The organism is Yersinia sp. J1, from assembly GCF_050586585.1.
GTDB classification, from domain to species: Bacteria; Pseudomonadota; Gammaproteobacteria; order Enterobacterales; family Enterobacteriaceae; genus Yersinia; species Yersinia entomophaga.
Genome location: NZ_JBOBDP010000010.1, coordinates 89,428 through 113,102, shown reverse-complemented (window position 1 = coordinate 113,102; position 23,675 = coordinate 89,428). Strand labels below are relative to the sequence as shown.

The window sequence follows — 23,675 nt, the reverse complement described above, 5'->3', positions numbered from 1 at the left end:
AGTTATTCGCCGGGGAACAGGAACGGATTAACGCTACTGCGGGCGAAACCTTCTCCTTCCATTTTGGCATCCAGAATCAGCGAGGCCAAATCATCAGCCACCGCTTCAACCTGCGGATCTTTTTCCTGATACAGAATTTTTAGATAAGTGCCGCAATCACCACAACTTTCTGCTTTTACCGCTGCCAGTTCGCTATCCAGTGACCAATAATTCAGATCGCGGCTTTGCTCGCAGTTACTGCATTTTATCCGCACGACGTGCCATTCGCTTTCACACAGATTGCAGTGCAGGTAACGCAGGCCGTTCACCGTACCGATATGCACCACGCTGGAAACCGGAATACTGCCGCAGACCGGGCAGAACTGACGGTGTTCACCATATTCCGCACGAGCTTTACCGGGAATCTGGCTGGCCATTTGCGCCCAATACAGCGATAGCGCCGCCCAGATAAACGGGGATTTCTCACTGCCGATCTTGCCGAATTCGCGATTCAACAATGCGTCAGCGTAGAGCTCCAGCTCATGTACCGATGATTTTTCCAGATTATCCAGCACGACCTGAATATGCTCAGGCGCATCTGGACGCAGTTCGGCAATCAGCGCCGACAGCAACAAACGCCAGTGCTCAGTACGAGGAAATACGCTCGCATCCAACGGCGGCTTGCCGCTAGCGGCCGAGTGCTCCAGCTCCGCCCGCATATCCAACGTCAGCGGGTGATCGTGCAGCGCTTTTTGCTGCGCTTCGGTAATTCTGGCGGCAAAATCCAGATAATCAGACAACGGATTATCTAGCGCCAGTTGCCGTAAACGTTCGGTTCGGCGGGTATACAGGCTTTTTAAATTCGCGAAAAGTAACGGCGGGATTGTCCCCGCCGTTGATGCTCTTTCGCTTTGTTGACTAAGTTGGTCCTTAGGGACAATGCGAATACTCATTTCAGGGTTTCTCTTCCTGTTTTTTCTGACGGATTTCCCGATACCAGCGCGGATGGTGCTTTTTCGCCCATGCCGCAGGTACCCAGCCTTCCACCATCGCCGTTATCGTGCCTTTCACCCAAATGGCCGCATAAATGTGAACCATGATGACGATGATCAGCCCCACCGCTGCCAATGAGTGCACCAGTAACGCCAGGCGAATCAATGGAATCGGGAAATACTCGGCGAAGTAAGGCCGCCAGATAACCACACCACTGGCCACTAACAGCACCAGACTTATAATTGCTGCCCAGAATACGCATTTCTGACCAAAATTATAGCGTCCCGTGTCGCCCACTTCCTCATTCATGGCAATTTTGTGGATATTTTTCGCCCAGACCAGGTCTTCGCGGTTGATCAGGTTGTGTTTCCAGTAACGGAAAAACATGATCATAAACGCAGCGAACATAATCACCCCGGCAAAGGGATGAAGAATTCGCGCCAGCTGCGGCGTACCGAAGATGTTCATCAGCCAGTTAAAGGAAGGGAAGAAGAATCCCAGCCCACTAATGGCCGCCAGCATAAAGCAGAAGGCCACTATCCAATGGTTGATTCGCTCCGGTGCGCTGTAGCGCTGGATCGGCTTTTCTTTTTTCATTTCCGCGTCTCCCCGTCTTGCTGTTCGGAAGATGGCTGAGTAGATGACGATGAATCTGACGATGCAGGGACGGATTTATCCTCTTCATCCTCATCTTCTTCCACCCGGTTCGGGCCAACGCCAACATAGTGGAAAATACTGGCGGCAAAGGTGGCAGCAAAGCCCACCGCAGCCAATGGTTTCCAAATGCCTTTCCAGAAGGTAACCGTCGGGCTAATGGTCGGATTTTCAGGTAAACCGTGGTAAAGCTGCGGTTTATCCGCATGGTGCAACACGTACATAACGTGAGTACCGCCAACGCCAGCCGGATCGTATAAACCTGCGTTATCAAACCCACGGGTTTTCAATTCTGCCACGCGCCCAGCCGCCACTTCCTTCATCGACTCTTTAGTACCAAAGTGAATAGCGCCTGTCGGACAGGTTTTCACACAGGCCGGTTCCTGACCCACATTAACGCGGTCAACGCATAGGGTACATTTGTACACCCGATTGTCGTCCTTGTTCATGCGCGGTACATCGAAAGGACAGCCGGCAATGCAGTAACCACAACCAATACAATGCTCCGATTGGAAATCCACGATGCCATTGGCGTACTGAATAATAGCCCCTTCCGACGGACATGCCTTCAGGCAGCCCGGATCGGCACAGTGCATACAGCCATCCTTACGGATCAGCCATTCCAGCTTGCCGTTTTCCTCCACTTCGGAGAAACGCATTACCGTCCATGATTTAGCGGTTAAATCGGCGGGGTTATCGTACACCCCGACGTTATGACCGACTTCATCACGGATATCATTCCATTCCGAGCAGGCGACCTGACAGGCTTTACAACCGATACAGGTGGTGACGTCGATAAGCTTCGCCACTTCAGCCTGATAGTTACGATCCTGCGGCGGTGGCGTCAGGGAATGAGTACCGGAGCGCCGAATAATGTCTTGAGATTGCAGTGACATAGTTGTTCTCCGTTACACCTTTTCCACGTTAACCAGGAACGCCTTGAACTCTGGCGTTTGCGTATTGGCATCGCCAACGAACGGCGTCAGGGTATTAGCAATAAAGCCTTTTTTCGCTACCCCTTCATAACCCCAGTGAATAGGAATACCAATGGTATCCACTTCCTGTCCGTGAACCCTCAGCGTGCGAATACGTTTGGTCACTACCGCCTTAGCTTTGATATAGCCTCGGTTAGAGCTGACTTTCACCGTATCCCCGTGCTTAATGCCTTTCTTCTCGGCCAGTTTTTCACCGATTTCCACAAATTGCTCCGGCTGGGCAATAGCGTTCAATAACGCATGCTTAGTCCAGTAGTGGAAATGCTCGGTCAGACGATAAGTGGTGCCCACATAAGGGAATTGCTCATGGGAGCCCATACTTTCCAAATCGTCTTTAAATACGCGAGCGGCCGGATTGGAAATCACGTTCGGATGCAGCGGGTTGGTACCCAGTGGCGTTTCAAACGGCTCGTAGTGTTCCGGGAACGGCCCTTCCGCCATTTTGTCGATGGCGAACAGACGCCCCATCCCTTCCGGCTGCATGATAAACGGCCCGACATCACTGCCTGGCGCGGCGGCGCTGTAGTCAGCAACATCGACTCCAGTCCATTTCGCTCCGTCCCATTCCAGCAGCTGGCGTTTCGGATCCCAAGGTTTACCCTGTGGGTCAGCCGAGGCGCGGTTGTACAAAATACGGCGGTTCAACGGCCATGCCCATGCCCAACCCAGCGTATTACCGAGGCCAGACGGATCGGCGTTATCACGGCGTGCCATTTGGTTACCCGCTGGCGTCCAGCTACCGGCAAAGATCCAACAACCGCTGGCGGTAGTACCGTCATCGCGCAGATGAGCAAAGGTACTCAATTGCTCGCCTTTTTTCACCAGCACTTTGCCGTCGGCATCGGTAATATCTGCCAATGCGCGACCGTTGCTTTCCATCGCCACTTCTTCCGGCTCTGGATTGTCTGGCGTCAGGTAGTCCCAGGTCATATTGAGCACCTGTTCCGGCACCGCACCGCCTTCACGCTGATACATCTCGCGCAAGCGCATCAGAATACCCGCCAGAATGCCACCGTCGTTCATGGCTTCGCCGGGGGCGTCTGCGCCTTTCCAGTGCCATTGCAACCAGCGGCCGGAGTTCACGATAGAGCCGTTTTCTTCAGCAAAACAGGTAGATGGCAGACGGAACACTTCGGTCTGAATTTTTGACGGATCGACGTCGTTAAACTCGCCGTGGTTCTGCCAGAAATTCGAGGTTTCCGTATTCAGTGGATCGATAGTGACCAGGAACTTCAGTTTGGACAGTGAAGCTATTACTTTGTTTTTATTCGGGAACGAAGCAACCGGGTTAAAACCTTGGCACAGATAGCCGTTGACCTTACCCTGCGACATCATCTCGAAGTACTGTAGTACGTCGTAGCCTTTATCCCATTTAGGTAGCCAATCGTAGCCCCAGCTATTTTCCTTCTGCGCTTTATCCCCGTAGAAACTTTTCATCATGCTGACGAAGAATTTCGGATAGTTACTCCAGTAGTTCACCTGACCCGGCAACAGGGTTTTCGGCGTATTGGCAGCAAGATAGGTTTCCAGATCCGGCTGTTTTTCGGACGGCAGGTTCATGTAACCCGGCAGGCTTTGCGACAACAGGCCAAGGTCAGTCAGACCTTGAATATTGGAGTGACCGCGCAAGGCGTTAACCCCGCCACCGGCCATGCCCATATTGCCGAGCAGCAGTTGGATCATTGCCATGGTACGGATGTTTTGCGCGCCGACGGAATGCTGAGTCCAGCCCAGTGCATACAGGAAGGACGCGGTTTTATCCGCAGCACTGGTTTCGGCAATGTATTCACAAACTTTGATAAAATCTTCCTGCGGCGTACCGCAGATATTGCTAACCACTTCCGGCGTGTAGCGGCTGATATGTTCTTTCAGCAGGTTCCAAACGCAGCGCGGATCTTGCAGGGTGACGTCCCGTTTGGCGTAGCCGTTTTCATCCAACTGATAGTTCCAGCTGGTTTTATCATATTTACGGTTATCGGCGTCGTAGCCGCTGAACAGGCCGTCTTCAAAGGCAAAGTCTTCCCGCACCAGCAGGCTGGCGTTGGTGTAAGCCTCGACGTATTCGCGGTTAATTTTTTCGTTGGTGATCAGATACAACAGTACGCCGGATAGGAACGCAATATCGGTACCGGAACGGATTGGCGTATAGAAATCAGCCACCGATGCAGTACGGGTAAAGCGCGGATCTATCACGATCAGCTTGGCATTGTTGTGGATCTTGGCTTCCATCGCCCAGCGGAATCCCACTGGATGCGCTTCAGCCGCGTTACCGCCCATGACGATAACTAAATTCGCGTTCTTAATGTCAACCCAGTGGTTGGTCATCGCACCGCGACCAAATGTTGGAGCAAGACTTGCTACCGTTGGTCCGTGTCAGACACGTGCTTGGTTGTCTACGGCAAGCATGCCGAGAGCGCGACTGAATTTTTGAGTCAGATAACCCGTTTCGTTACTGGATGCAGAGGCACACAGCATACCGGTGCTGAGCCAACGGTTAACGGTCACGCCCGCTTCGTTGGTCTTAATGAAATTCGCATCTCGGTCTTCTTTCATCAGTTTGGCGATACGAGTAAAAGCATCATCCCAACTGATTCGCTGCCATTTATCGGAGCCTGGCGCGCGGTATTCTGGATATTTAAGACGACTTTCGCTGTGGATAAAGTCAATCAGGCCAGCACCTTTCGGGCAAAGTGCACCACGGTTGACCGGGTGATCCGGATCGCCTTCAATGTGGAAAATACTCTCTTTGGCGTTTTTTGCACCGTCGCCGAGGCTATACATCAATAGCCCGCAACCAACGGAGCAATATGTGCAGGTATTACGGGTTTCGCGGGCTCGCAGCAATTTATACTGTCGCGTTTCCGCCAACGCCACCGCCGGCGCAAAGCCGAGTGCCGCCGCCGTGGTTCCTGCCATACCGCCAGCGCAGATCTTAAAGAACTGCCTTCTGCTGACCTGCATGGGTCTCTCCTCAATTCACGATTGTCACAGTGTATTTAACAGGCGCTTTCCCCGATAAAGGCGTCAGCGCTAAAATCGTTATCTCACTACCGCTTTGCCGCGATAGAGAATAAGGTTCACAGCCTTATCCTTACCGTGGAATACTACCACACTGTCATTATGGGATATAACACTCAGGATCGCATCAGTGAGCCAGATCAAACCAGCACAAACAGCCAATTCGACCGATATTTGCGGTGCCAGACAACTCAAGCTGTGGCAGCGGCAGGACTTAACCACCACTCAGCCCGACTGGCTGGCGGAAGAAGTGCCTATTGCTCTGGTATATAACGGGATTTCTCATGTCGTCATGATGGGAACGCCGAAAGATCTGGAGGCTTTTGCCCTCGGTTTTTCCTTATCAGAAGGGATTATCAGTCGCCCGCAGGATATTTACGCTATCGACGTTAATCCCACCTGCAACGGCATCGAGGTCGCAATTGAGCTATCCAGCCGCCGGTTTGCCGGTTTGAAAGAACGACGCCGAGCCATGGCGGGCCGCACTGGCTGCGGCGTGTGTGGCATCGAGCAACTGGCCGATATTTTCCGCCCAATAACGCCTTTGCCCTTCAGCCAACGTTTTGATTTAAACCATTTGGATAGAGCATTGGGGCAGCTAAAACAGGTACAAACCGTGGGCCAGCTCACCGGTTGCACCCATGCGGCGGCCTGGATTAACCCAGAAGGCGAATTATTAGGTGGCTGCGAAGATGTCGGTCGCCACGTCGCCTTGGATAAACTTTTAGGACTACGAGCCAAACAGCCGTGGCAGCAAGGCGCGGTATTGGTTTCCAGCCGCGCCAGCTATGAAATGGTGCAGAAATCCGCCATGTGCGGCATCGAGATTCTATTTGCCGTGTCTGCCGCCACCACGCTAGCCGTTGAGGTCGCCGAGCGTTGCAATCTCACGCTGGTCGGTTTTAGCAAACCCGGCAGAGCCACGGTATACACTCATCCGCAGCGGTTAATCTAAAGGCGGTGGCTTTTATTGGCTCAATACTGAGTTAAAGCTGCACATAGAGGATCGAACCACGCGGTGACCTTATTTCGCTTTAGTGCGGGGAAGAGGGGCAGCAGAGAAAGCCATCATTCTTGAGTGTGAAGCACAAAAAAAAAGTGCCCGTCGTATCGAAGAGTGATTGAATTAAAAAGAATATTAAAAGTTTCGTCACACATTCATTTTATCGAGAACACGCAGTAACCACACAAAAACTACGGCATTGATAATCATTTTCAATATCATTTATTTAACTATAATGATCCGAATGCTTACGTGGCGCTCACTTTTTTTGCGCCGCTCTACACTACGGAGACGATGAATATGAGTTACTCACTGCCATCACTGCCTTATGCTTACGACGCACTAGAACCACATTTCGATAAGCAGACGATGGAAATCCATCACACCAAACATCATCAGACTTATGTTAACAACGCGAACACCGTGCTAGAAGCTTACCCGGAGCTGGCTAGCCTGAGCGTGGAAGAAGTTATCAAAGACCTGAGCAAAGTTCCTGCTGACAAGCGCACCTTCATGCGTAACAACGCCGGTGGCCACGCTAACCACAGCCTGTTCTGGAAAGGTCTGGCGCTGAACACCACGCTGGAAGGCGACCTGAAAGCCGCTATTGAGCGCGATTTCGGTAGCGTAGACAAATTCAAAGAAGAATTCGAAAAAGCTGCGGCAACGCGTTTCGGTTCTGGCTGGGCGTGGCTGGTGTTGAAAGACGACGGCAAACTGGCCGTAGTGTCTACCGCTAACCAGGATAGCCCGCTGATGGGCGAAGCGGTTTCTGGCGCATCTGGCTTCCCGATTCTGGGTCTGGATGTGTGGGAACATGCTTACTACCTGAAATTCCAAAACCGTCGCCCAGACTACATCAAAGCATTCTGGAACGTGGTTAACTGGAACGAAGCGGCTAAACGTTTCGCTGAAGCGAAAAAATAAGCCCGATTAGCCAGAGTCAGCGCGGGTTTCCGCCCTTTCTCGCGAATGACCATGCCGGCAGCTGATTGCCGGCATTTTTTTGCCTATAGAATTCCCGCTGATGGCGCAGATACATCCTAAGCACATCGCTATTTCCACGAGTATCTCCCCCATCTCACCGCAGGGAATAGCACCAGAACGGCTATTAACAGCGCTTTTTATTGCTAAAGTTTAACCATGAGTTGCCGATAGATTGTACAAGAAGAACTATTGCCCACATCGCTATTGAGAAACAAAGCCTGAGTTAAACAGGCTAGTTACTGCTCAATAGTTAAACCAGCAATAATCATTCCCCAAATAACTAGACCCTTCCCTGAATTCACCAGCGCTGATTGATCTGTCTTAGGAATACCGCATAACGGAGAATAGTATGGCTGCAATGAGCAATTTATTTGGAAGCTTTGAGAACGTAAAAGTAGGGAAAAAACTGGGATTAAGTTTTTTCATTATGCTGCTGCTGGTTAGCATCATCGCAGGTACCGGGGCTTACCACTTTTCCGAGATCGAAGCGCGCGCCTATAAGGTTGACCTGAGCTATCAAATTAACGATGAAGTGAACCAGGCAAAGTACAATCGGGCGCTGTACGAACGATCTTACGATCCCGCGTTTATGACGGTTAACGCCAAACATATCAATAATATCCTTACACTGTTGGCGCAAAAAGAGAACATGAACTGGAGCGCTGAAAACCGCAAAAACATCGATCGAATTATCGAAGTGATTAAAGCCTATCAGCTGGAACAGAGAGAGTTTCTGGCTACGGTTGAACGAAAAGATAACGTCCGCAAAAGCTGGAACATTTCTGAAACCCAGAAATACCTGAATCAGCTTGAACAGAACTTCCTGAATGAAGGGGCAGATACCAACACCCGCATCCTACTGGCAGAAATGAACCAGAAACTGATGGCGGTACGCTATAACGCCCGTGGGCTGCTGCTGGATCGTAATCAAGAGGCAGAAGACTCGATGATTACCGCGATTGATGTGGCGCAAAACGCCGCCAACGCATTCCTGCCGGTACTGTCTACCGAACAACAGAAAATGATGGCACCGGTTATCGACAGTTTGAAAGCCTATAAAGCGAATATTCTGGCTTACTTACCGGCTTACGAACAGGAAATTGCCGCAGGAAAACAGTTAGAAACTAAAGCTATCGAGCTGAATTCTCTGGTTAAAAATCTGTTTGTTCAGGAGTTACAAGGCACTCACGATGAAATCGACAATGCGCAGACGCAGATGACCGTTGTCGCAATGGTGGCGCTTTTAGTTGGTTTGTTAATCGCCTGGCGTATTACCCGCCAGATTACCGTGCCGTTGCGTACCACGCTGGCGATGGCAGAACGTATTGCCACCGGCGATCTGACCGCGGCCACCACCTCATCTCGTTCCGATGAACTGGGTCTGTTAATGAACGCCGTGGCGCGCATGAATGAAAATCTGCGCAGCATGATTGATGATATTCGCATTGGCGTCAGTCAGGTTTCTCATGCCTCTGGCGAGATTGCTGCTGGTAATACCGATCTATCATCGCGTACCGAACAACAGGCCGCCGCGGTAGAAGAAACTGCCGCCAGTATGGAGCAGCTAAACGCCACCGTGAAACAGAACGCCGATAACGCACATCATGCCAATCAGTTAGCCACCGAAGCTTCTGATACCGCGCAGAAAGGCGGAAAACTGGTAAATGACGTAGTGCGAACCATGAGCGATATTTCCAGCAGCTCTAAGCGCATCTCTGAAATTACCTCGGTAATCAATAGCATCGCTTTCCAAACCAACATACTGGCACTGAATGCGGCGGTGGAAGCAGCGCGAGCAGGCGAACAAGGGCGCGGTTTTGCCGTGGTCGCTAGCGAAGTACGCAATCTGGCGCAGCGCAGCGCACAGGCGGCAAAAGAAATCGAAGGGCTGATCGCCGAGTCGGTTTCACAGGTCAATAACGGCACTTCTTTGGTGCAAAATGCCGGTCAAACCATGGAGAATATCGTTCGTTCGGTGACACATGTGCGCGATATTATGGCGGAAATTGCCTCTGCTTCCGATGAACAAAGCCGTGGAATTACGCAGGTCAGCCAGGCGATATCTGAAATGGATAGCACCACGCAGCAAAACGCCGCACTAGTAGAAGAATCCGCTGCCGCTGCCGATTCGCTGGCCGAGCAGGCGATTCTATTGGCGCAGGCCGTCGCCGTATTCCGTTTATCGGAAAACACGGAAGCCGACGATTCGGCTCAGGTTGCGACTAACACATCGCCAGCCGCATCTCGTCCGGCATCAGATAATGTAAAAACAAATCAGCAGGATAACTGGGAAACCTTCTAATCCTCGCACTACGGGAGCCGCTTCGCGTGGCTCCCGTCCATTCACTCATACCGATTAACCCTAAGTTATCCATACAATTTTGCCATTGGTAGCCAGACTGATTGCAAGGTATTCTGAATCTTACCCCGCGTAAGCAGACAAGGAGAGCTTAATGGTTTATCCGCAGGTCTATATCGGTAATATCGAGCCTTACCCCGGCAGCAGCCCCAGCGCCATTGGTAAGCGCCAAACGGACGGCAGCCTGATGCTGAAGCCGTTAGGATTAGAAGGTGATGAGCAGGCTGAAACACGCTTTCACGGCGGCCCGGATCGCGCTCTGTGCCACTATCCCCGCGAACATTACGCTCATTGGCGCCAGCAATTTCCAGAACAGGCGGATAACTTCAATGCACCCGCTTTTGGCGAGAATATCTCTACGGAAGGCTTAACCGAACAGAATGTTTATATCGGTGATATTTTCCGGTGGGGAGAAGCGCTGATTCAGGTTACGCAACCGCGATCGCCTTGCTACAAACTCAATTTTCACTTCGCTATTGAGGATCTTTCGGTATTGATGCAGCAAACCGGTCTGTGCGGCTGGCTTTACCGCGTGATATCACCGGGAAAGGTGAGTGACGAACAGCCGATGGCGCTAGTTACCCGTTGCTGCGATATTTCGGTCGCAGAGGCGATTGCCATTGCTTTCCATATGCCGTTTGATGAAGAAGAATATCGCCGTTTACTTGGTGCCGCCGGGCTGTCTGCTAGCTGGAGCAAAACCATGGTGACGCGATTGATTCATGGCGAAATAGAGAATTTCAATCACCGCCTGTTGGGCCGGGCGAGAGCCTAAAGATTTGATCTGCGTGTTTCACAAAAAACATCTAGATATCTGACTAATACATTAGAAAAAACCGGGTTGATAGCATGGCCATCAACTCGGTTTCTATTACACCGCTGATAAAAATCAGAACGCTTTTTTCGCGTAACCGGTCACTTCTTTCAGCCCCATTTCACGGCCTAGCGCCGTCATTGGGTGCACCACGATCAAACCACGAGCCACTTTTTTCAGTGAACCCATATCGGCCTGTTCTTTTTTGGTGATGGCTCGGCTGAATGGCATTTTGGTCAATTCCTGCGCCTGAACGCTCAGGTTTTTTACCCGAACCTCTTTCAAACGCTGAATTTCAGCAGCCAGTTTTTCTTTTTCTTTCATATGCTGGGCGATCAAATCAACGTTACCCTGTTGAATGACTGCGGTATCTTTGTGGTTCAATGCATCCAGCATGTCGCTCAGACGTTTGATTTCTGCTTGTTCTTTCATAAAGTTGGCCCGTACATGCCACTGATGGGCACGAAAATTCGCTAAAGTTGGAAATAGGATATCACCTATAGTGTATCAGGATGCGCTTCTTTCGACAGCCCGCACCTGAGCAGATCACCAGCCAACGCCTGCGGGTAATCCACTGATCTCACAGGCTGCCGCTCCTACCACCGCCAAAGCCTGGGTATAACTATCGTTAAACGGATAGCAGCATGACAGGCGGAAAGCGTGACGATAGCGCCCGCTGGGTGAATATAGCGTGCCCGGAGTCAGGCAAATATGCTGTTGCAGCATTTGATGATACAACGCAACGGTGTCCACCGAGGGAGGCAATTCTACCCAAAAAACGAAGCCGCCGGCAGGTCGGGTCGCTTTCGTTCCCAGGGGAAAGTGTCGATTAATCAAGATACGCGCCTGCTCCACCTGAGTAGCGTAGCGGCGGCGCAATCCGCGTAAGTGGTGATCATAACCGCCGGACTCCAAAAACAGCGCTAGCGTTTCCGATAACAACGCCGGTTCTGCCATCGAAGAAACGGCTTTTAGCTTGTGTAACGCTTCGGAAAAACGACCACCGTCAATCCAGCCGATACGAAAATCAGGTGCCAGCGTTTTTGTAAAACTAGAGCAAAATAGTATCCAACCATCCCGATCGAAAGCTTTCACCGCTGGCGACAAACTGCTGCCAAACTGAATTTCAGCGTATAAACCATCTTCAATAAGCGGCACCTGATGATCGTTCATCAGGCGGGCCAACCGTTTTTTGGCCGCCAAAGGCATTGTGTAACCAAGCGGATTTTGCACCGTCGGCATTGCAATAACCGCATTCAGCCGCCCTTCCTGAAGCAGCAATTCCAACACATCCAACGATAACCCTTGCAGCGGATCGGTCGGAATTTCAATGGTTCGCAAACCTAAACTGGCTAACAATGGCATCAGATAGAAATAGGTCGGCGATTCCAGTCCAACGCAGTCTCCCGGTTTAGTGGTGACACGCAACGCCAGCTGTAGTGCCTCCATACAACCGTGAGTAATGGTTATCTCTGCAGGATTTGTCACCATCCCCAAAGTTAGCCCTCGACGAGCAATTTGCTGGCGCAAACGCTGACTGCCAGGTGGTAATGCGTATTTGCTGATTAAATCCGGCTGGCGGCGTAGCAAAGAAGCCATCACACGCCCTAGCTTGGCGCTGGGATAAAAATCAGATGTTTGTGGGCAAGCCAATGAAATATTAGTAAAAGCCGGGTTGGACTGAGCGGCAAACACCGTTTCTATCAAATCCAGCACCTCGTCCACCGGTTTACTAGCCGAAACCGTTGGCACCAGCGCACTGGAAGGAGTGCAAACATAAAAACCGGACTGCGGACGTGCCTCGATCAGGCCACGATCTTCCAACGTACGATAGGCGGCCACCACGGTATTAATGCTGACCTGATGGCTCTGGGCGCAGCTTCGCACCGACGGCAAGCGGCTTCCCGCAGATAAACTGCCATTATCTATCGCTTTGGTTAACCCATCTGCAAGTTGTAAATAGCGGATTTTATTAGTAATAGTAGACATAGTGACAATTCTCCACTGTTTCGATGGGTACAGTTTAAAGTTTGCTTTACTGTACCCATCAGAATAGAGAACTTCTGGTTCTGCCGCCACCGTCCATTGCTGGTTATGCTAATTCCTTTGTTTTATTTCACTGAGGAATCCCCATGCTGGATAGCGCATTTATCAGTTATGTCACCGTTATGTCCATCACGCCCGGTCCGAATAATCTGCTGCTGGCTGCATCCGGCGTCAATTTCGGCCTGCGAAAAACCGTACCTATGATGTTAGGCGTGACCTTCGGCAGCGCCTTTCAATGCGCGCTGACCACAACGCTATTGGCATTGGTACTAAGCTGGGCCACGGTGATTCGCCTGCCTTTGGTGACAATCGGTTGTGCCTATTTACTTTGGCTATCGTGGAAGATTTATATGTCTGGCGCACCGGGAAGCCGGGAAAAACAGCAGCCAATGAGTTTTATTCAGGCCTCACTATTTCAGGCCATCAATCCCAAAGCCTGGCTGATGAGCATCAATGTCGCGATTCTATTTACCCCTAGTCCCGGAGAAATGCTCAGCCACACGCTGCTACTGGTGAGCGGGTTTGCCTTACTCAATTTGCCGTGCGTGGGCGTCTGGGCAGTCATGGGGGATAGGTTGCGTCATGCCCTCACGGTGAACTGGAAATTGCGGTTATTTAACGGGTTAATGGCAGGAATGATGGCAACTACCGCCCTGTGGCTATTAGTCGATGAATGGATGGCGGTCTACCAATAAAAACTCAGGAAGGCAGAATCGGCGACAGTTTAGACACTTTCTTTAAGCTGATACGGGAAATGAACTCGGTAATCGACAAGACCATCGTTGAACGCAAAACCTGCTGATAGCGTTGGTGTTGCATAGCAATAAGAGAAGGCTCGGCTTCTTCTGGTGTGAGAAATGTGGGAACGGGCGGTAACGCGGTTACACAGTGCAACTCCCCAAAGGGGCCGAGAATCTCATCGTCGGTGAAACGATATTCCGCGCCGTCGTGGTTCATTTCTTCACGCAGCGCCATTAAAAGTTCGGCATCTTCATATTCATGACGTGAAATCACGCCCAAGGCATAAACCAGCTTCAAACGCACAGATAATTCGCCCAAGGGACCGTCAACAATTAATAGCGGTTCCACGGCATACTTCACCGCATAGTCGTCCTTTCGGAAAACCTGCACCACTAAAATGTTTAAGGCTTCGGCCAGTAGATCAACGGCGGCGATAAGGAAACTTCGGACGGTTTTACCGGCGTTAAGCTGTTCCAGAACCCTATTTTCAAATGCCTGTGCTTTTTCAATCATCTGTTATCTACTACAGTGGTTGGTTAATGGCCATCCTGCGGACTTTCCCCCACGCATTTCACACGGTCGCAGCCCCGCGACAATGCAAAATCTACTGGGTTATACCCCACTCACTGAGATAAATACCCTGTTGTTAAGCCGATATTTAGAGCAGAAAGACGCGTCCCTCTGCTCTTATCATCATTAACAAGCATCCGTGGTTACTGACGCGGTATTTATCTCCCGACTCAGGCCGGGAGGGCAAATCCGTTGGCATATCCCGTCGTGAGCCGCTTTTGCCAGCTTAACGCGCCAGGTTTTCCTGCATGGCGTTATACACATTCACCGCCTGTTCGACAACCTCGCTATTCGCAGGCAGGCCAGAAACTTGCGCCAGTGCAGCTTTTGCGCCTATTTTATCCAGTAATTCGCTCCATTCCTGCGCCTGCGGGTCCTGCTCACTGCGATAGCTCATTGCGGCGGCAATACCTTTCACCAGATTATCGTGAGGCAGATGATATTCCAGCGTGCCCACTAACGGTTTAATCAGACGATCGCCCGCGCCCAGCTTACGTAACGGCTGACGGCCCACTCGTTCAACGTCATCATGCAGGTAAGGGTTTTCAAAGCGTGATAGGATTTTATTGATATAGGCGGCGTGTTTTTCAGGGTCGAAGCCATAGCGCTTGATCAGCACTGCGCCGCTCTCTTCCATTGCCCCTTTCACAACCTGACGAATTTCGGCGTCAAGAATGGCATCGCGAATGGTCTGTATGCCAGAAAGTTGCCCCAGATAAGCGGTAATGGCGTGGCCGGTATTCAAAGTGAACAGTTTGCGCTCCACAAACGCCATCAGGTTATCAGTCAGTTCCATACCGGCGATTTGCGGTGGTTGGCCTTTAAACTGGGTTTGATCGACAATCCACTCGCTGAAAGTTTCTACCGTCACCGCCAACGGATCGGTGCTGCCTTCTGCGGAAGGAGGCACGATTCGGTCTACGGCTGAATCGACAAAACCGACATGTTCTTCCACCCAGTTCTTTTCATCTTCCGGCAACGCGGCCCAAACATGCTGCTTGAACTGGCTGGTGCCGCGCACCATATTTTCACAAGCGATAATATTCAGCGGCTGATTATTACCGGCCTGATGGCGGGCAACCAACCCCTGCGCCACGATACCGGCAATTTTTGCCAAAACCTGCGGCCCAACGGCTGTGGTGACAATATCGGCCTCGGCAATCAGCCCCACAACTTCCGGGCTACCGCTATGTACCGCGCTGACGTTTTTCACGTCTTCAATGCGCGCCTGCTCACCGACAACCGTGACCTGATAGGATTTACGACGATTCAGTTCATCCAGCAAAGGCTGGTTCACGTCAGCAAAGGTCACCTGAGCTCCGGCATCGGCCAACAATTTGCCAATAAAACCGCGGCCAATGTTACCTGCGCCAAAATGTAATGCTTTCATAGTTTTTTACCTTGAATTTGCCGTTGGAAAACGGGGGCCATTGGAGAATTCCGGCCCCGATTCGGGCTGCGCAATTTGCTGCGCAGCCGGACAACACTCACCGCCCTCAGGCAGATTTCTTACCGGAGAGCAGGTCTAAAACTTCCTGCACACTTTCTGTTTTGCTCAGGCGCGCGATGACGGAATCATCATCCAGCGCATTGGTCAGGCTGGTGATAACCTGAATATGCTCGTTATTACGTGCGGCAATACCGATGACCAGACGCGCAATTTCATCTTCTTCATCGCCAAAACGTACGCCATTCGGGTATTGGCAGAACACTACGCCGGTACGTAATACGCGGTCTTTGGCTTCGATGGTGCCGTGCGGTACCGCGATAGATTCCCCTAAATAAGTGGAAGTCAGTTTTTCGCGTTCCAGCATGGCGTCAACGTATTCCGGCTCAACATAACCCCCCTTAACCAACTGCTCACCCGCGAAGCGAATGGCCTCTTCTTTGGTCGCCGCATGCAGATTCAGGAAGATGTTTGCTTTACCCAGCTTGAATAGTTGCTCTTCAGAAGCTTCAAAACTGTCATCCAGGGTTTCGATCACTTTCTGCACTAGCGGTGCGCTTTCCGCCTCTTTACTGGCTTCCAGCAGGCGAGTCGTCAGATTGGTATATAGCTGGCTATCGAGGAAGTTGGTCAACGAAATGTGCTGTGCCTGCGGGGCGTGACGCATTGCCCGCTCAGTCAGATCTCGGTGGGTAATAACCAGATCGACATCTTCCGGCAAGTTATTGATTGCACAGTTAGTCACGGAGATATGCTTCAATCCGGCATCCTGTACTTTTTTACGCAGAACCCCGGCACCCATCGCGCTCGAACCCATACCGGCGTCACAAGCCACAATAATTTTACGCACGGTAGTCAGATCGCCCGCGGCGGCAGCAGCGTTAGCCGCCTGAACGCCTTTGGACTGTTGCTTCATGTCCTGCATGCGGCGAGTCGCTTCTTCCAAATTGTCTTCATCATCTTTAACTTTGGTGTTTTTCAGCAAGATGGCTGAGACCACGAAAGAGACAGCGAAAGCAGCGGCAACCGCAGCAATGTTAGCGAAGTAAGCTCCTTTAGGCGTCATCGCCAATACGGCCAGAATAGAGCCTGGAGAAGCAGGAGAAACCAGACCGCCGTTCAGCAAAGTCAAAGTGAACACGCCGGTCATACCGCCCAAAATCACCGCCAACAACAGGCGCGGATTCATCAGTACATACGGGAAATAAATTTCGTGAATACCGCCGAAGAAATGGATGATGGCTGCGCCGCCAGCAGATTGCTTGGCATTGCCTTTACCAAAGAACATATAGGCCATCAGCACACCCAAACCTGGGCCTGGGTTGGCTTCAATCAGGAAGAAGATTGATTTGCCGGTTTCCGTCGCCTGCTGGATACCCAGCGGAGAGAAGATACCGTGGTTGATAGCGTTGTTTAGGAACAGGATTTTCGCCGGTTCGACGAAGATAGAAGCCAACGGCAGCAGGTTATTTTTAACCATAACATGCACGCCAGCAGCCAACATTTTGGACAGGATTTCGACCAGTGGGCCGATCGCCATAAAGGCCAGAATAGCCAGTAGCATCCCGATAATACCGGCAGAGAAGTTGTTAACCAACATCTCAAAGCCGCTTTTGATTTTACCGTCAACCCAACGGTCAAAGCGCTTAATAGCCCAACCGCCCAACGGACCCACGATCATCGAGCCGAGGAACATCGGCATATCCGCACCGACGATGACGCCCATGGTGGTTATAGCACCGACGACGCCACCGCGTTCGCCACCAACTAAGCGACCACCGGTATAACCGATTAATAACGGCAATAAATAGGTAATCATTGGGCCAACAAGCTTGGCTAAAGTTTCATTTGGCAGCCAGCCAGTCGGAATAAATAAAGCGGTAATAATACCCCAAGCGATAAATGCGCCAATATTTGGCATGACCATATTACTTAGGAATCGGCCAAAGTTTTGCACTTTAACCTTAATGTCTGGTGAAAGCATAAAAACACCCCTATTGGTACGCGCTAACAATAAGAGCGCGAGATAATTATTAAGGCGGCACTGCAAAATCCGCCGAATTGCTGTATGCAATTTAAACTCTAGCATGGGCTGTAATGAGGGCGTAATCCGCAAAATATTTGTGACGCAGATCACCACAAACACCCCAAAATAGCGTGCTAATTAGTGATATCAGTCACATTTATGCCAATCAGTTAAGTGAAATTAGTGCAACAATTAATCACCACATGGAATAAATGTGATTAAGATCACCTTTAGTCCTGTCTATTTTGTTTTGGAAATGTGATGTTTATCACAATAAATTTTTCATCAAAAAAGGAATTAGAGGCGATGTTCGAGGGGAGCCAGACTTATTAAGCCGCTTTACCAGGGAGGACGTATTTAAACGTGAATTAGTCAAATAGCCAGTTGAGTTAAATAATATTAATTAATCAATTGAAATTTATAAATAAAAATATAATTAAAGAATTTCTTAATTCAGCAATCTCGAGCCAACGGATCTAAAATTGATAATTAATGAGTAAGGCTGTCACTTTTACATTTGGTGAGCTTGAAATTTACCCAAGGCTAACCTAGGGTTTAATCATAAAGAACAACCGATTAAGCAGTAAGATTTCATTTTTATAAAAATAGATCTGGCCAGCTAATTTAAGGGTAAATGATGAAAAAATATTATCTTATCTGTGGCATCGGTATACCTATGATTCTTCTCAATTCTGCTCTGGCGGCGACCACAACGGGCAGCATTAATGCCACATTAACGTTGACTAACGGCTGTTTGGTTAACAACAGTGCAGCAACCAGCGGCCTGACATTAGGTGTCTTAAGCTTTGGTTCATTCACCACCACCGGATTTACCGGTGGCTCGGCAACTCTTTCGGGAGCTTCAGGTACGGGAAGCAGCGCCATCAGCGTGAAATGTTCCCCTGGTATCACCCCTGTGCTAACCATTACCGGCAGTAATGCAGCTCCGGCCAACATACACGGCACTGTGCCGTCTACCGGCCCGCGCTATCTAGTCGGTACAACCAACACGACTCAGGCGATTGCCTATGGTCTTTATACTTCGAATTCTTTTACCACACCGATTGTCAACGCCACTACAGTGACGCCAACCACCACCGGCGATGCCACCTACGGCAACCTGTATACCTTCTTCGGTAACATAACCGGCGTAACCGGCGGCACTGACATTTACCCGGATATTTACACCGATACTATCGGCGTACAGGTAACTTATTAACGTCTGGGAGAATGGAGAGGCTATGTGCCATAGAAAATGGGGTTTTGCATTTTTTATCTATCATAGCCCAGCAATATTAGTATTTTTGGTCTTTCCGGTATTGGCATTGCCGACACAATCTTTTCAGGTCGGGGCAATTATTTCCAATGGCTGCCTGATCAGCGGCACTAATACCGGCGTATTTGGGCAGATTAATTTCGGAACTTACCCCGGCACGTCCACCGCTCAGGTCAACGGTACTTATACGCAAAGCTCGACTATTACTCTCGCCTGCACGCCTGGTACCCTTCTCAATATGAGTATTAACGGTGGAGCTAATTACACTTCGACCCGTAATCTTAAAATCAGCGGACAATCCTATTTAGTGCCCTATTCACTTTATAACAGTACAACCAATGCGGCTATTCCGGTCAATAGCAACGTCGCCGTCACCTTTAGCAATGCGAATAATATTACTTTGCCAATTTATGGGCTGTTAACTCTGAATGGAAATAACTATTCAGGGCTTTATACGGACACCTTAACAGTGACTTTAACCTGGTAATAAATACAATGAAAAAAATAAACACTCTCGCTAACAAATGTTATAAGCCATTTATTTTATTAATTTTAACCGGGTTTTCCTTCAATATTTTCGCAACCAATAATGTGTTGATTTGGCCTATTGACCCGGTCATTCCCGCCGATCAAAAGTCCTCTAGCCTATGGGTTGAAAATAAAGGCGATCAGGCCACTATGATGCAGGTTCGTATTCTGGGCTGGCAGCAAACGGCGGGCAAAGAAGGTTATCTCAATCAACAAAACGTTATTGCCAGCCCGCCAATTATTCGTATTGAAGCCGGTAAAAAACAGTTAATTCGTTTAATTAAACAGGTGAATCCTACTGCAGGGCAAGAGCAGGCCTACCGCATTTTGATTGATGAAATTCCGACTCCAACGCTTTCTGCCAAAGCGCAGGAAGGTGCAGGCGTTAATTTTCAGATGCGTTACTCCATTCCACTCTTCGTCTACGGTGATGGATTGGATTACGGCAATGTGGCCGCAGACAAGAATACCCATCAACCACAGCTAAGCTGGCAATTGGTGGAGCTACAGGGAAAAAAAATGCTGGAAGTCACCAATAGCGGTGCAATTCACGCGCGTCTGAGCGATGTGAAACTTCAGCAAGGCGGCCAAAATCATCAGGTGGCAGAAGGACTATTAGGCTATGTTCTGGCGAATTCCAGCCAACGCTGGCCTGTCAGCGTGAGTTCCGCCAGCTCGCTGACCATGCAAGTCAATAATCAAAAAAACGTCAAACTCAGCATGAAGTAATTTAATAGGGACGATCAGACCGCATACTGATGAAAAACTACCGTAATTCTCCTTTTTGGGGGCTGGTTATCATTACGACAGGTTTTTCTGGTTTTTATACTGAAGCGCGGGCAGATGAGGTGATGTCCGAGCTGCCTCCACCGCCGAGCGCGCTATCGGCCGATGGGGCGATTCAGTACCAGCTGGAACTTGTTATTAATCAATATGCAACGGGGCAGGTCGTACCGGTTGAGTTTCAGCGTGGGCATTATTTGGTACAGGGAAAAGATCTAGAACAGGCAGGCATTATCGCCGAGCACCTGACGTTCCCAACGACTGATATCAGTACCAATCCGAATATTAAACTAAAATATGACAGCGAAAACCAACGCCTGCTGCTCGATGTCCCTACCCATTGGCTGCCTAATCAGGCGCTATCGAATAACATGGGAAACCCAAAATATCAGGCTGTTAGCAGCACCGGAGCGTTATTCAATTACGATATTTATGCCTCCCGCTACCAAGGTAATAGCCAGTTGGCGGCATGGAGTGAACAACGCCTGTTCGGTACTCAAGGCTACCTGTCTAATTCTGGGGTGATAAAGCAGACGCTGGCCGGTGAATCTATCGATAATAACGGCGGCTACCTCCGCTATGACACCCGGTTTTCCCACTTCGACGAAACCAATGCCGTTCGCTGGCAGGCAGGGGATTTGATCACAGATTCACTGGCCTGGAGCAACAGCATCCGCGTAGGTGGGCTCAGCGTTTCCCGCGATTTTTCTATTCGTCCCGATATCATTACCTTCCCATTGCCGCAGTTTTCCGGTCAGGCGGTCGTCCCCACATCCGTTGATTTATTTATCAACGGCAATATGACCAGCAGCAATAACGTTCGCCCCGGCCCTTTTACTCTGACCAACGTGCCTTTTATCAACGGTGCGGGAGAAGCGACGGTCATCACCAATGACGCGTTGGGGCGGCAGATTTCGGTCTCTTTGCCATTTTATGTCGCCAGTACCTTGCTCAAACCGGGTTTGTCCGATTACGCATTTTCTATCGGAGCCATACGTCGTGGTTATGGAGTGGATAGTTTTAATTATGGCTCTGCCGCCGTGAGTGGCTCTTATCGCTATGGCGTAACCAATTATCTTACTCTGGAGAGCCACGCCGAAGGTGCGGAATCACTCGCTTTGGGTGGCGTAGGCAGCGTGTTTAAACTTGGGAATCTCGGCGTAGTTAACGCGTCTTACAGCCAGAGCCAAATGCGTGGCCAGAATGGCGATCAGATAAGTTGGGGCTATCAATATAATACCGGCCTTTTCAATTTAGGAACTCAGCAGACATACCGCAGCGATACTTTCGGTAATTTGGCAATTTACGATAATCAGGACGCCAACAGTACCAACAGCGGCAGCAATAATAACGGTGCGATTTATTCCCTTAGCCGCCGCAGCGCACAATACTCCGCCAGTATTATGCTGAATGAATTCGGCAATCTGGGTGCCGCCTACATTGACGTCAGCGGAAGAAATGACGAGCGGACGCGATTGTTGAATCTCTCATGGAGCCGCACGCTTTTCTCCGGTAGCAATCTATATATTTCAGCCACGCGAGATATTGGTGCTAACGGTTGGTCCGGCGCAGTTTCGTTGGTCATTCCATTTGGCGCATTATCCAATACCAGTATTTCCAGCCAACGTAGTATTGACGGACAGGCTCGTCAGCAGGTGAGCTACAGCCGCGGAATGCCTAGCGATGGCGGCCTGAGCTGGGATCTGGCCTACGCTCATCAATCCGATCAGAAAAATTATCAGCAGGCCAGCTTGAACTGGCGCAACGCCAGCTTTGAATCCAGCATCGGCGCCTATGGAAATACCGGAGACTACACTCAATGGGCAGATTTGAGCGGCTCGTTAGTATTAATGGATAAATCGCTGTTTGCGACCAACCGTATCAGCGACGCTTTTGTATTGGTCAACACCAACAATTATCCCAATGTGAGAGTGCGATATGAAAACCAACTGATTGGCGTGACCGATAGCGGCGGCCATCTTTTGGTACCCAGAGTCACGTCTTATTATCCGGCTAAATACGAGATTGATACCACCGACCTCCCGGCGGGTATCCAAATTTCCAATACAGAAAAACGGTTTTCGGTGCAGCGAAACAGCGGCTATATGATTAATTTCGACATTAAAAAGTCAAACTCGCTCAGTTTCGTCGCCATTGACCAACAGGGGAAAAATCTGCCCGTTTCCAGTCGCGTGTTGAAAAATAATCAAACGCGCACTTATGTCGGCTGGGATGGCATTGTGTATCTGGAAGATCTCGAAGCTAGCAATAGTTTGAAAATCATCACCCCAGACGGTCGTCAGTGCCAAATCACTGTGCCTTTTGACGCTTCGGCGCCTCAGCCGGTCATACTCAAAAGCCCGATAGTCTGTACACTTAATCCGGCTCAGGTGAATTAAATGAAAAAAATCATTGGTCTCGCGGTTCTTACTATCGGCTCACTGGTGGGCGGAATCCAAAGCGCTCAGGCGGCCTGTAGCACTGCGTCAACCAACGGTTCCTTCGGTAGCGCCACCTCTTTTGCCGTCAATACCACGGCTAGCAATACCTCGGGTTCCGTTACAGTAACCTGCGCGGCTCTGAGCATAGGCTTGCTCACTCAAGACTCCATCACCTTATCGCTGGTTAGCTCCACCGCCGTCAACGGCACCTATGCTGCCATGACCGCCGGTGGAACCGATACGATCCCGGTAACGGTCTGCGCGGCCGTTCCTACAGCGACAACCTGCGCTTCTCCGCTGCCGTTAAATGGCGCTAGCGTCACTTTTGCCGGTGCCAGCCTGATCAATCTCTCTTTGACTCAAAAACAATTCACTCTACCAATTTATATACAAACGGTGATCGGCTCAAACGTAGCGGCGGGAACTTATACAACCACGTTGGGAATCAAAACCAGCTACTCAATCTGCACCGCACTAGTCTGTCTGGGTACCGCAGGAAATACCAACGGGCAACCAATAGTACCGGTCACTGTGACCATCATCGTCACTAACGACTGCACGACGATCACCGCGCCGCCCGTCAGTTTTGGCACTCAACCCTTGCTCAGCAGCTTTGCCTCCGTCAGTAACCAGGCTATCAACGTAATCTGTACCAAGGGCAGCATTTATACTGTCAGTCTGGATAATGGGCAGCACGCGGTGAGCAATGTGCGCTATATGTCGAACGGAACCTCTTCTATCGCTTACGACATTTATCAGGGTGCAACCAGCAACCGTTGGGGCAGTCTGGCGGCTGGTCAAAGTTGGTCCAGCAGCACCTCCACCAGTATTAGCACCGATTTACTGACGCGCACTTTTGCCTATACGGCAACGATCTTACCAGGCCAAACCACACCGCCAGCCGGTACGTATACCGATACCATTATGGTTTCATTGTCTTTTTAGCTGCATATAAGGGAAGTCGAGAACTGGTGCAAAGAGTCGAGGAACGAGAAGAAGGGAAAGCGAAAAAGAA

19 protein-coding genes are annotated in these 23,675 nt (G+C 50.2%); 10 read left to right on the top strand and 9 right to left on the bottom strand.

From position 1 onward, the window contains the following. Window positions 1–2: 2 nt before the first annotated feature. Genes fdhE through fdnG form a run of 4 tightly spaced genes read right to left on the bottom strand, consistent with a single transcriptional unit; the run spans window position 3 to window position 5,582 of the window. Window positions 3–932: a formate dehydrogenase accessory protein FdhE gene (gene fdhE / locus ACQ4OC_RS14310; RefSeq protein ID WP_064515864.1), complete on the bottom strand. Its 930-nt coding sequence runs from the start codon at window positions 930–932 to the stop codon at window positions 3–5. Between the two features lies 1 nt (window position 933). Then, the gene (gene fdoI, locus ACQ4OC_RS14305; protein WP_064515866.1) at window positions 934–1,569 is read right to left on the bottom strand and encodes a formate dehydrogenase cytochrome b556 subunit; all 636 of its coding nucleotides are present in this window, start codon (window positions 1,567–1,569) and stop codon (window positions 934–936) included. Then, entirely contained in the window at window positions 1,566–2,522 is a 957-nt protein-coding gene (gene fdxH / locus ACQ4OC_RS14300; protein WP_064515870.1) for a formate dehydrogenase subunit beta, read from the bottom strand. The genes fdoI and fdxH overlap by 4 nt, the downstream gene beginning before the upstream one ends. Window positions 2,523–2,534: 12 nt before the next feature. Beyond that, window positions 2,535–5,582 carry a formate dehydrogenase-N subunit alpha gene (gene fdnG / locus ACQ4OC_RS14295; RefSeq protein WP_120806512.1) on the bottom strand — a complete coding sequence of 1,016 codons (3,048 nt, stop codon included), beginning with the start codon at window positions 5,580–5,582 and terminating at the stop codon, window positions 2,535–2,537. Window positions 5,583–5,769: 187 nt separating this feature from the next. On the opposite strand from fdnG, the gene fdhD reads away from it, so the two are divergent. The 4 genes from fdhD (at window position 5,770) to yiiM (ending at window position 10,763) form a co-directional block, all read left to right on the top strand. After that, window positions 5,770–6,594 (top strand): formate dehydrogenase accessory sulfurtransferase FdhD, encoded by an 825-nt coding sequence (fdhD, locus tag ACQ4OC_RS14290; protein WP_430971285.1) that lies wholly within the window; start codon window positions 5,770–5,772, stop codon window positions 6,592–6,594. 348 nt (window positions 6,595–6,942) lie between these two features. After that, window positions 6,943–7,569 carry a superoxide dismutase [Mn] gene (gene sodA, locus ACQ4OC_RS14285; protein ID WP_064515876.1) on the top strand — a complete coding sequence of 209 codons (627 nt, stop codon included), beginning with the start codon at window positions 6,943–6,945 and terminating at the stop codon, window positions 7,567–7,569. Window positions 7,570–7,978: 409 nt separating this feature from the next. Continuing rightward, complete coding sequence (locus ACQ4OC_RS14280; RefSeq protein ID WP_064515878.1) at window positions 7,979–9,931, top strand: methyl-accepting chemotaxis protein; 1,953 nt, start codon at window positions 7,979–7,981, stop codon at window positions 9,929–9,931. A 151-nt stretch (window positions 9,932–10,082) separates the two neighbouring features. Then, entirely contained in the window at window positions 10,083–10,763 is a 681-nt protein-coding gene (gene yiiM / locus ACQ4OC_RS14275) for a 6-hydroxyaminopurine reductase (protein ID WP_064515880.1), read from the top strand. Between the two features lie 114 nt (window positions 10,764–10,877). Here the strand turns inward: yiiM and ACQ4OC_RS14270 are convergent, their stop codons facing one another. Together ACQ4OC_RS14270 and ACQ4OC_RS14265 are read right to left on the bottom strand one after the other, a co-directional pair. Next, window positions 10,878–11,234, bottom strand: a complete 357-nt coding sequence (locus ACQ4OC_RS14270) for a YibL family ribosome-associated protein (protein WP_064515882.1) — start codon at window positions 11,232–11,234, stop codon at window positions 10,878–10,880. Between the two features lie 114 nt (window positions 11,235–11,348). Further along, window positions 11,349–12,791: a PLP-dependent aminotransferase family protein gene (locus ACQ4OC_RS14265; protein WP_064515884.1), complete on the bottom strand. Its 1,443-nt coding sequence runs from the start codon at window positions 12,789–12,791 to the stop codon at window positions 11,349–11,351. Between the two features lie 143 nt (window positions 12,792–12,934). On the opposite strand from ACQ4OC_RS14265, the gene ACQ4OC_RS14260 reads away from it, so the two are divergent. After that, a complete protein-coding gene (locus ACQ4OC_RS14260) occupies window positions 12,935–13,543 on the top strand; it encodes a LysE family translocator (protein WP_064515886.1) in 609 nt (202 codons plus the stop codon). 4 nt (window positions 13,544–13,547) lie between these two features. Here ACQ4OC_RS14260 and ACQ4OC_RS14255 read toward each other — a convergent pair whose 3' ends face one another. From ACQ4OC_RS14255 to ACQ4OC_RS14245, 3 genes are all read right to left on the bottom strand, one after another. Further along, on the bottom strand, window positions 13,548–14,102 hold the full coding sequence (locus ACQ4OC_RS14255; RefSeq protein ID WP_049597379.1) for an MltR family transcriptional regulator: 555 nt from the start codon (window positions 14,100–14,102) through the stop codon (window positions 13,548–13,550). 283 nt (window positions 14,103–14,385) lie between these two features. Continuing rightward, entirely contained in the window at window positions 14,386–15,549 is a 1,164-nt protein-coding gene (locus ACQ4OC_RS14250) for a mannitol-1-phosphate 5-dehydrogenase (protein ID WP_120806518.1), read from the bottom strand. A gap of 106 nt (window positions 15,550–15,655) precedes the next feature. Then, a complete protein-coding gene (locus ACQ4OC_RS14245) occupies window positions 15,656–17,590 on the bottom strand; it encodes a PTS mannitol transporter subunit IICBA (RefSeq protein WP_064515890.1) in 1,935 nt (644 codons plus the stop codon). Window positions 17,591–18,308: 718 nt separating this feature from the next. On the opposite strand from ACQ4OC_RS14245, the gene ACQ4OC_RS14240 reads away from it, so the two are divergent. The 5 genes from ACQ4OC_RS14240 to ACQ4OC_RS14220 are packed head-to-tail and all read left to right on the top strand — an operon-like array spanning window position 18,309 to window position 23,605. After that, window positions 18,309–18,851 carry a spore coat protein U domain-containing protein gene (locus tag ACQ4OC_RS14240; RefSeq protein ID WP_158513764.1) on the top strand — a complete coding sequence of 181 codons (543 nt, stop codon included), beginning with the start codon at window positions 18,309–18,311 and terminating at the stop codon, window positions 18,849–18,851. A 22-nt stretch (window positions 18,852–18,873) separates the two neighbouring features. Next, window positions 18,874–19,395, top strand: a complete 522-nt coding sequence (locus tag ACQ4OC_RS14235) for a Csu type fimbrial protein (RefSeq protein WP_064515893.1) — start codon at window positions 18,874–18,876, stop codon at window positions 19,393–19,395. Window positions 19,396–19,403: 8 nt separating this feature from the next. Beyond that, window positions 19,404–20,165: a fimbrial biogenesis chaperone gene (locus tag ACQ4OC_RS14230; RefSeq protein WP_120806520.1), complete on the top strand. Its 762-nt coding sequence runs from the start codon at window positions 19,404–19,406 to the stop codon at window positions 20,163–20,165. Window positions 20,166–20,194: 29 nt separating this feature from the next. Next, window positions 20,195–22,618, top strand: coding sequence for a fimbria/pilus outer membrane usher protein (locus ACQ4OC_RS14225; protein WP_064515898.1), 2,424 nt, complete (start codon window positions 20,195–20,197; stop codon window positions 22,616–22,618). Then, entirely contained in the window at window positions 22,619–23,605 is a 987-nt protein-coding gene (locus tag ACQ4OC_RS14220; protein ID WP_064515901.1) for a Csu type fimbrial protein, read from the top strand. It begins immediately after the preceding gene. The last annotated feature ends 70 nt before the right edge of the window (window positions 23,606–23,675 follow it).

Excerpts from the sequence above, each read along its gene's own strand:
- ACQ4OC_RS14240 (WP_158513764.1), top strand. The coding sequence starts at position 18,309 with ATGATTCTTCTCAATTCTGCTCTGGCGGCGACCACAACGGGCAGCATT.
- ACQ4OC_RS14265 (WP_064515884.1), bottom strand. The coding sequence starts at position 12,791 with ATGTCTACTATTACTAATAAAATCCGCTATTTACAACTTGCAGATGGG.
- ACQ4OC_RS14230 (WP_120806520.1), top strand. The coding sequence starts at position 19,404 with ATGAAAAAAATAAACACTCTCGCTAACAAATGTTATAAGCCATTTATT.
- fdxH (WP_064515870.1), bottom strand. The coding sequence starts at position 2,522 with ATGTCACTGCAATCTCAAGACATTATTCGGCGCTCCGGTACTCATTCC.
- fdhE (WP_064515864.1), bottom strand. The coding sequence starts at position 932 with ATGAGTATTCGCATTGTCCCTAAGGACCAACTTAGTCAACAAAGCGAA.
- ACQ4OC_RS14250 (WP_120806518.1), bottom strand. The coding sequence starts at position 15,549 with ATGAAAGCATTACATTTTGGCGCAGGTAACATTGGCCGCGGTTTTATT.
- yiiM (WP_064515880.1), top strand. The coding sequence starts at position 10,083 with ATGGTTTATCCGCAGGTCTATATCGGTAATATCGAGCCTTACCCCGGC.
- ACQ4OC_RS14245 (WP_064515890.1), bottom strand. The coding sequence starts at position 17,590 with ATGCTTTCACCAGACATTAAGGTTAAAGTGCAAAACTTTGGCCGATTC.
- ACQ4OC_RS14220 (WP_064515901.1), top strand. The coding sequence starts at position 22,619 with ATGAAAAAAATCATTGGTCTCGCGGTTCTTACTATCGGCTCACTGGTG.
- sodA (WP_064515876.1), top strand. The coding sequence starts at position 6,943 with ATGAGTTACTCACTGCCATCACTGCCTTATGCTTACGACGCACTAGAA.
- ACQ4OC_RS14255 (WP_049597379.1), bottom strand. The coding sequence starts at position 14,102 with ATGATTGAAAAAGCACAGGCATTTGAAAATAGGGTTCTGGAACAGCTT.
- fdoI (WP_064515866.1), bottom strand. The coding sequence starts at position 1,569 with ATGAAAAAAGAAAAGCCGATCCAGCGCTACAGCGCACCGGAGCGAATC.
- ACQ4OC_RS14235 (WP_064515893.1), top strand. The coding sequence starts at position 18,874 with ATGTGCCATAGAAAATGGGGTTTTGCATTTTTTATCTATCATAGCCCA.
- ACQ4OC_RS14225 (WP_064515898.1), top strand. The coding sequence starts at position 20,195 with ATGAAAAACTACCGTAATTCTCCTTTTTGGGGGCTGGTTATCATTACG.
- ACQ4OC_RS14270 (WP_064515882.1), bottom strand. The coding sequence starts at position 11,234 with ATGAAAGAACAAGCAGAAATCAAACGTCTGAGCGACATGCTGGATGCA.
- ACQ4OC_RS14260 (WP_064515886.1), top strand. The coding sequence starts at position 12,935 with ATGCTGGATAGCGCATTTATCAGTTATGTCACCGTTATGTCCATCACG.
- ACQ4OC_RS14280 (WP_064515878.1), top strand. The coding sequence starts at position 7,979 with ATGGCTGCAATGAGCAATTTATTTGGAAGCTTTGAGAACGTAAAAGTA.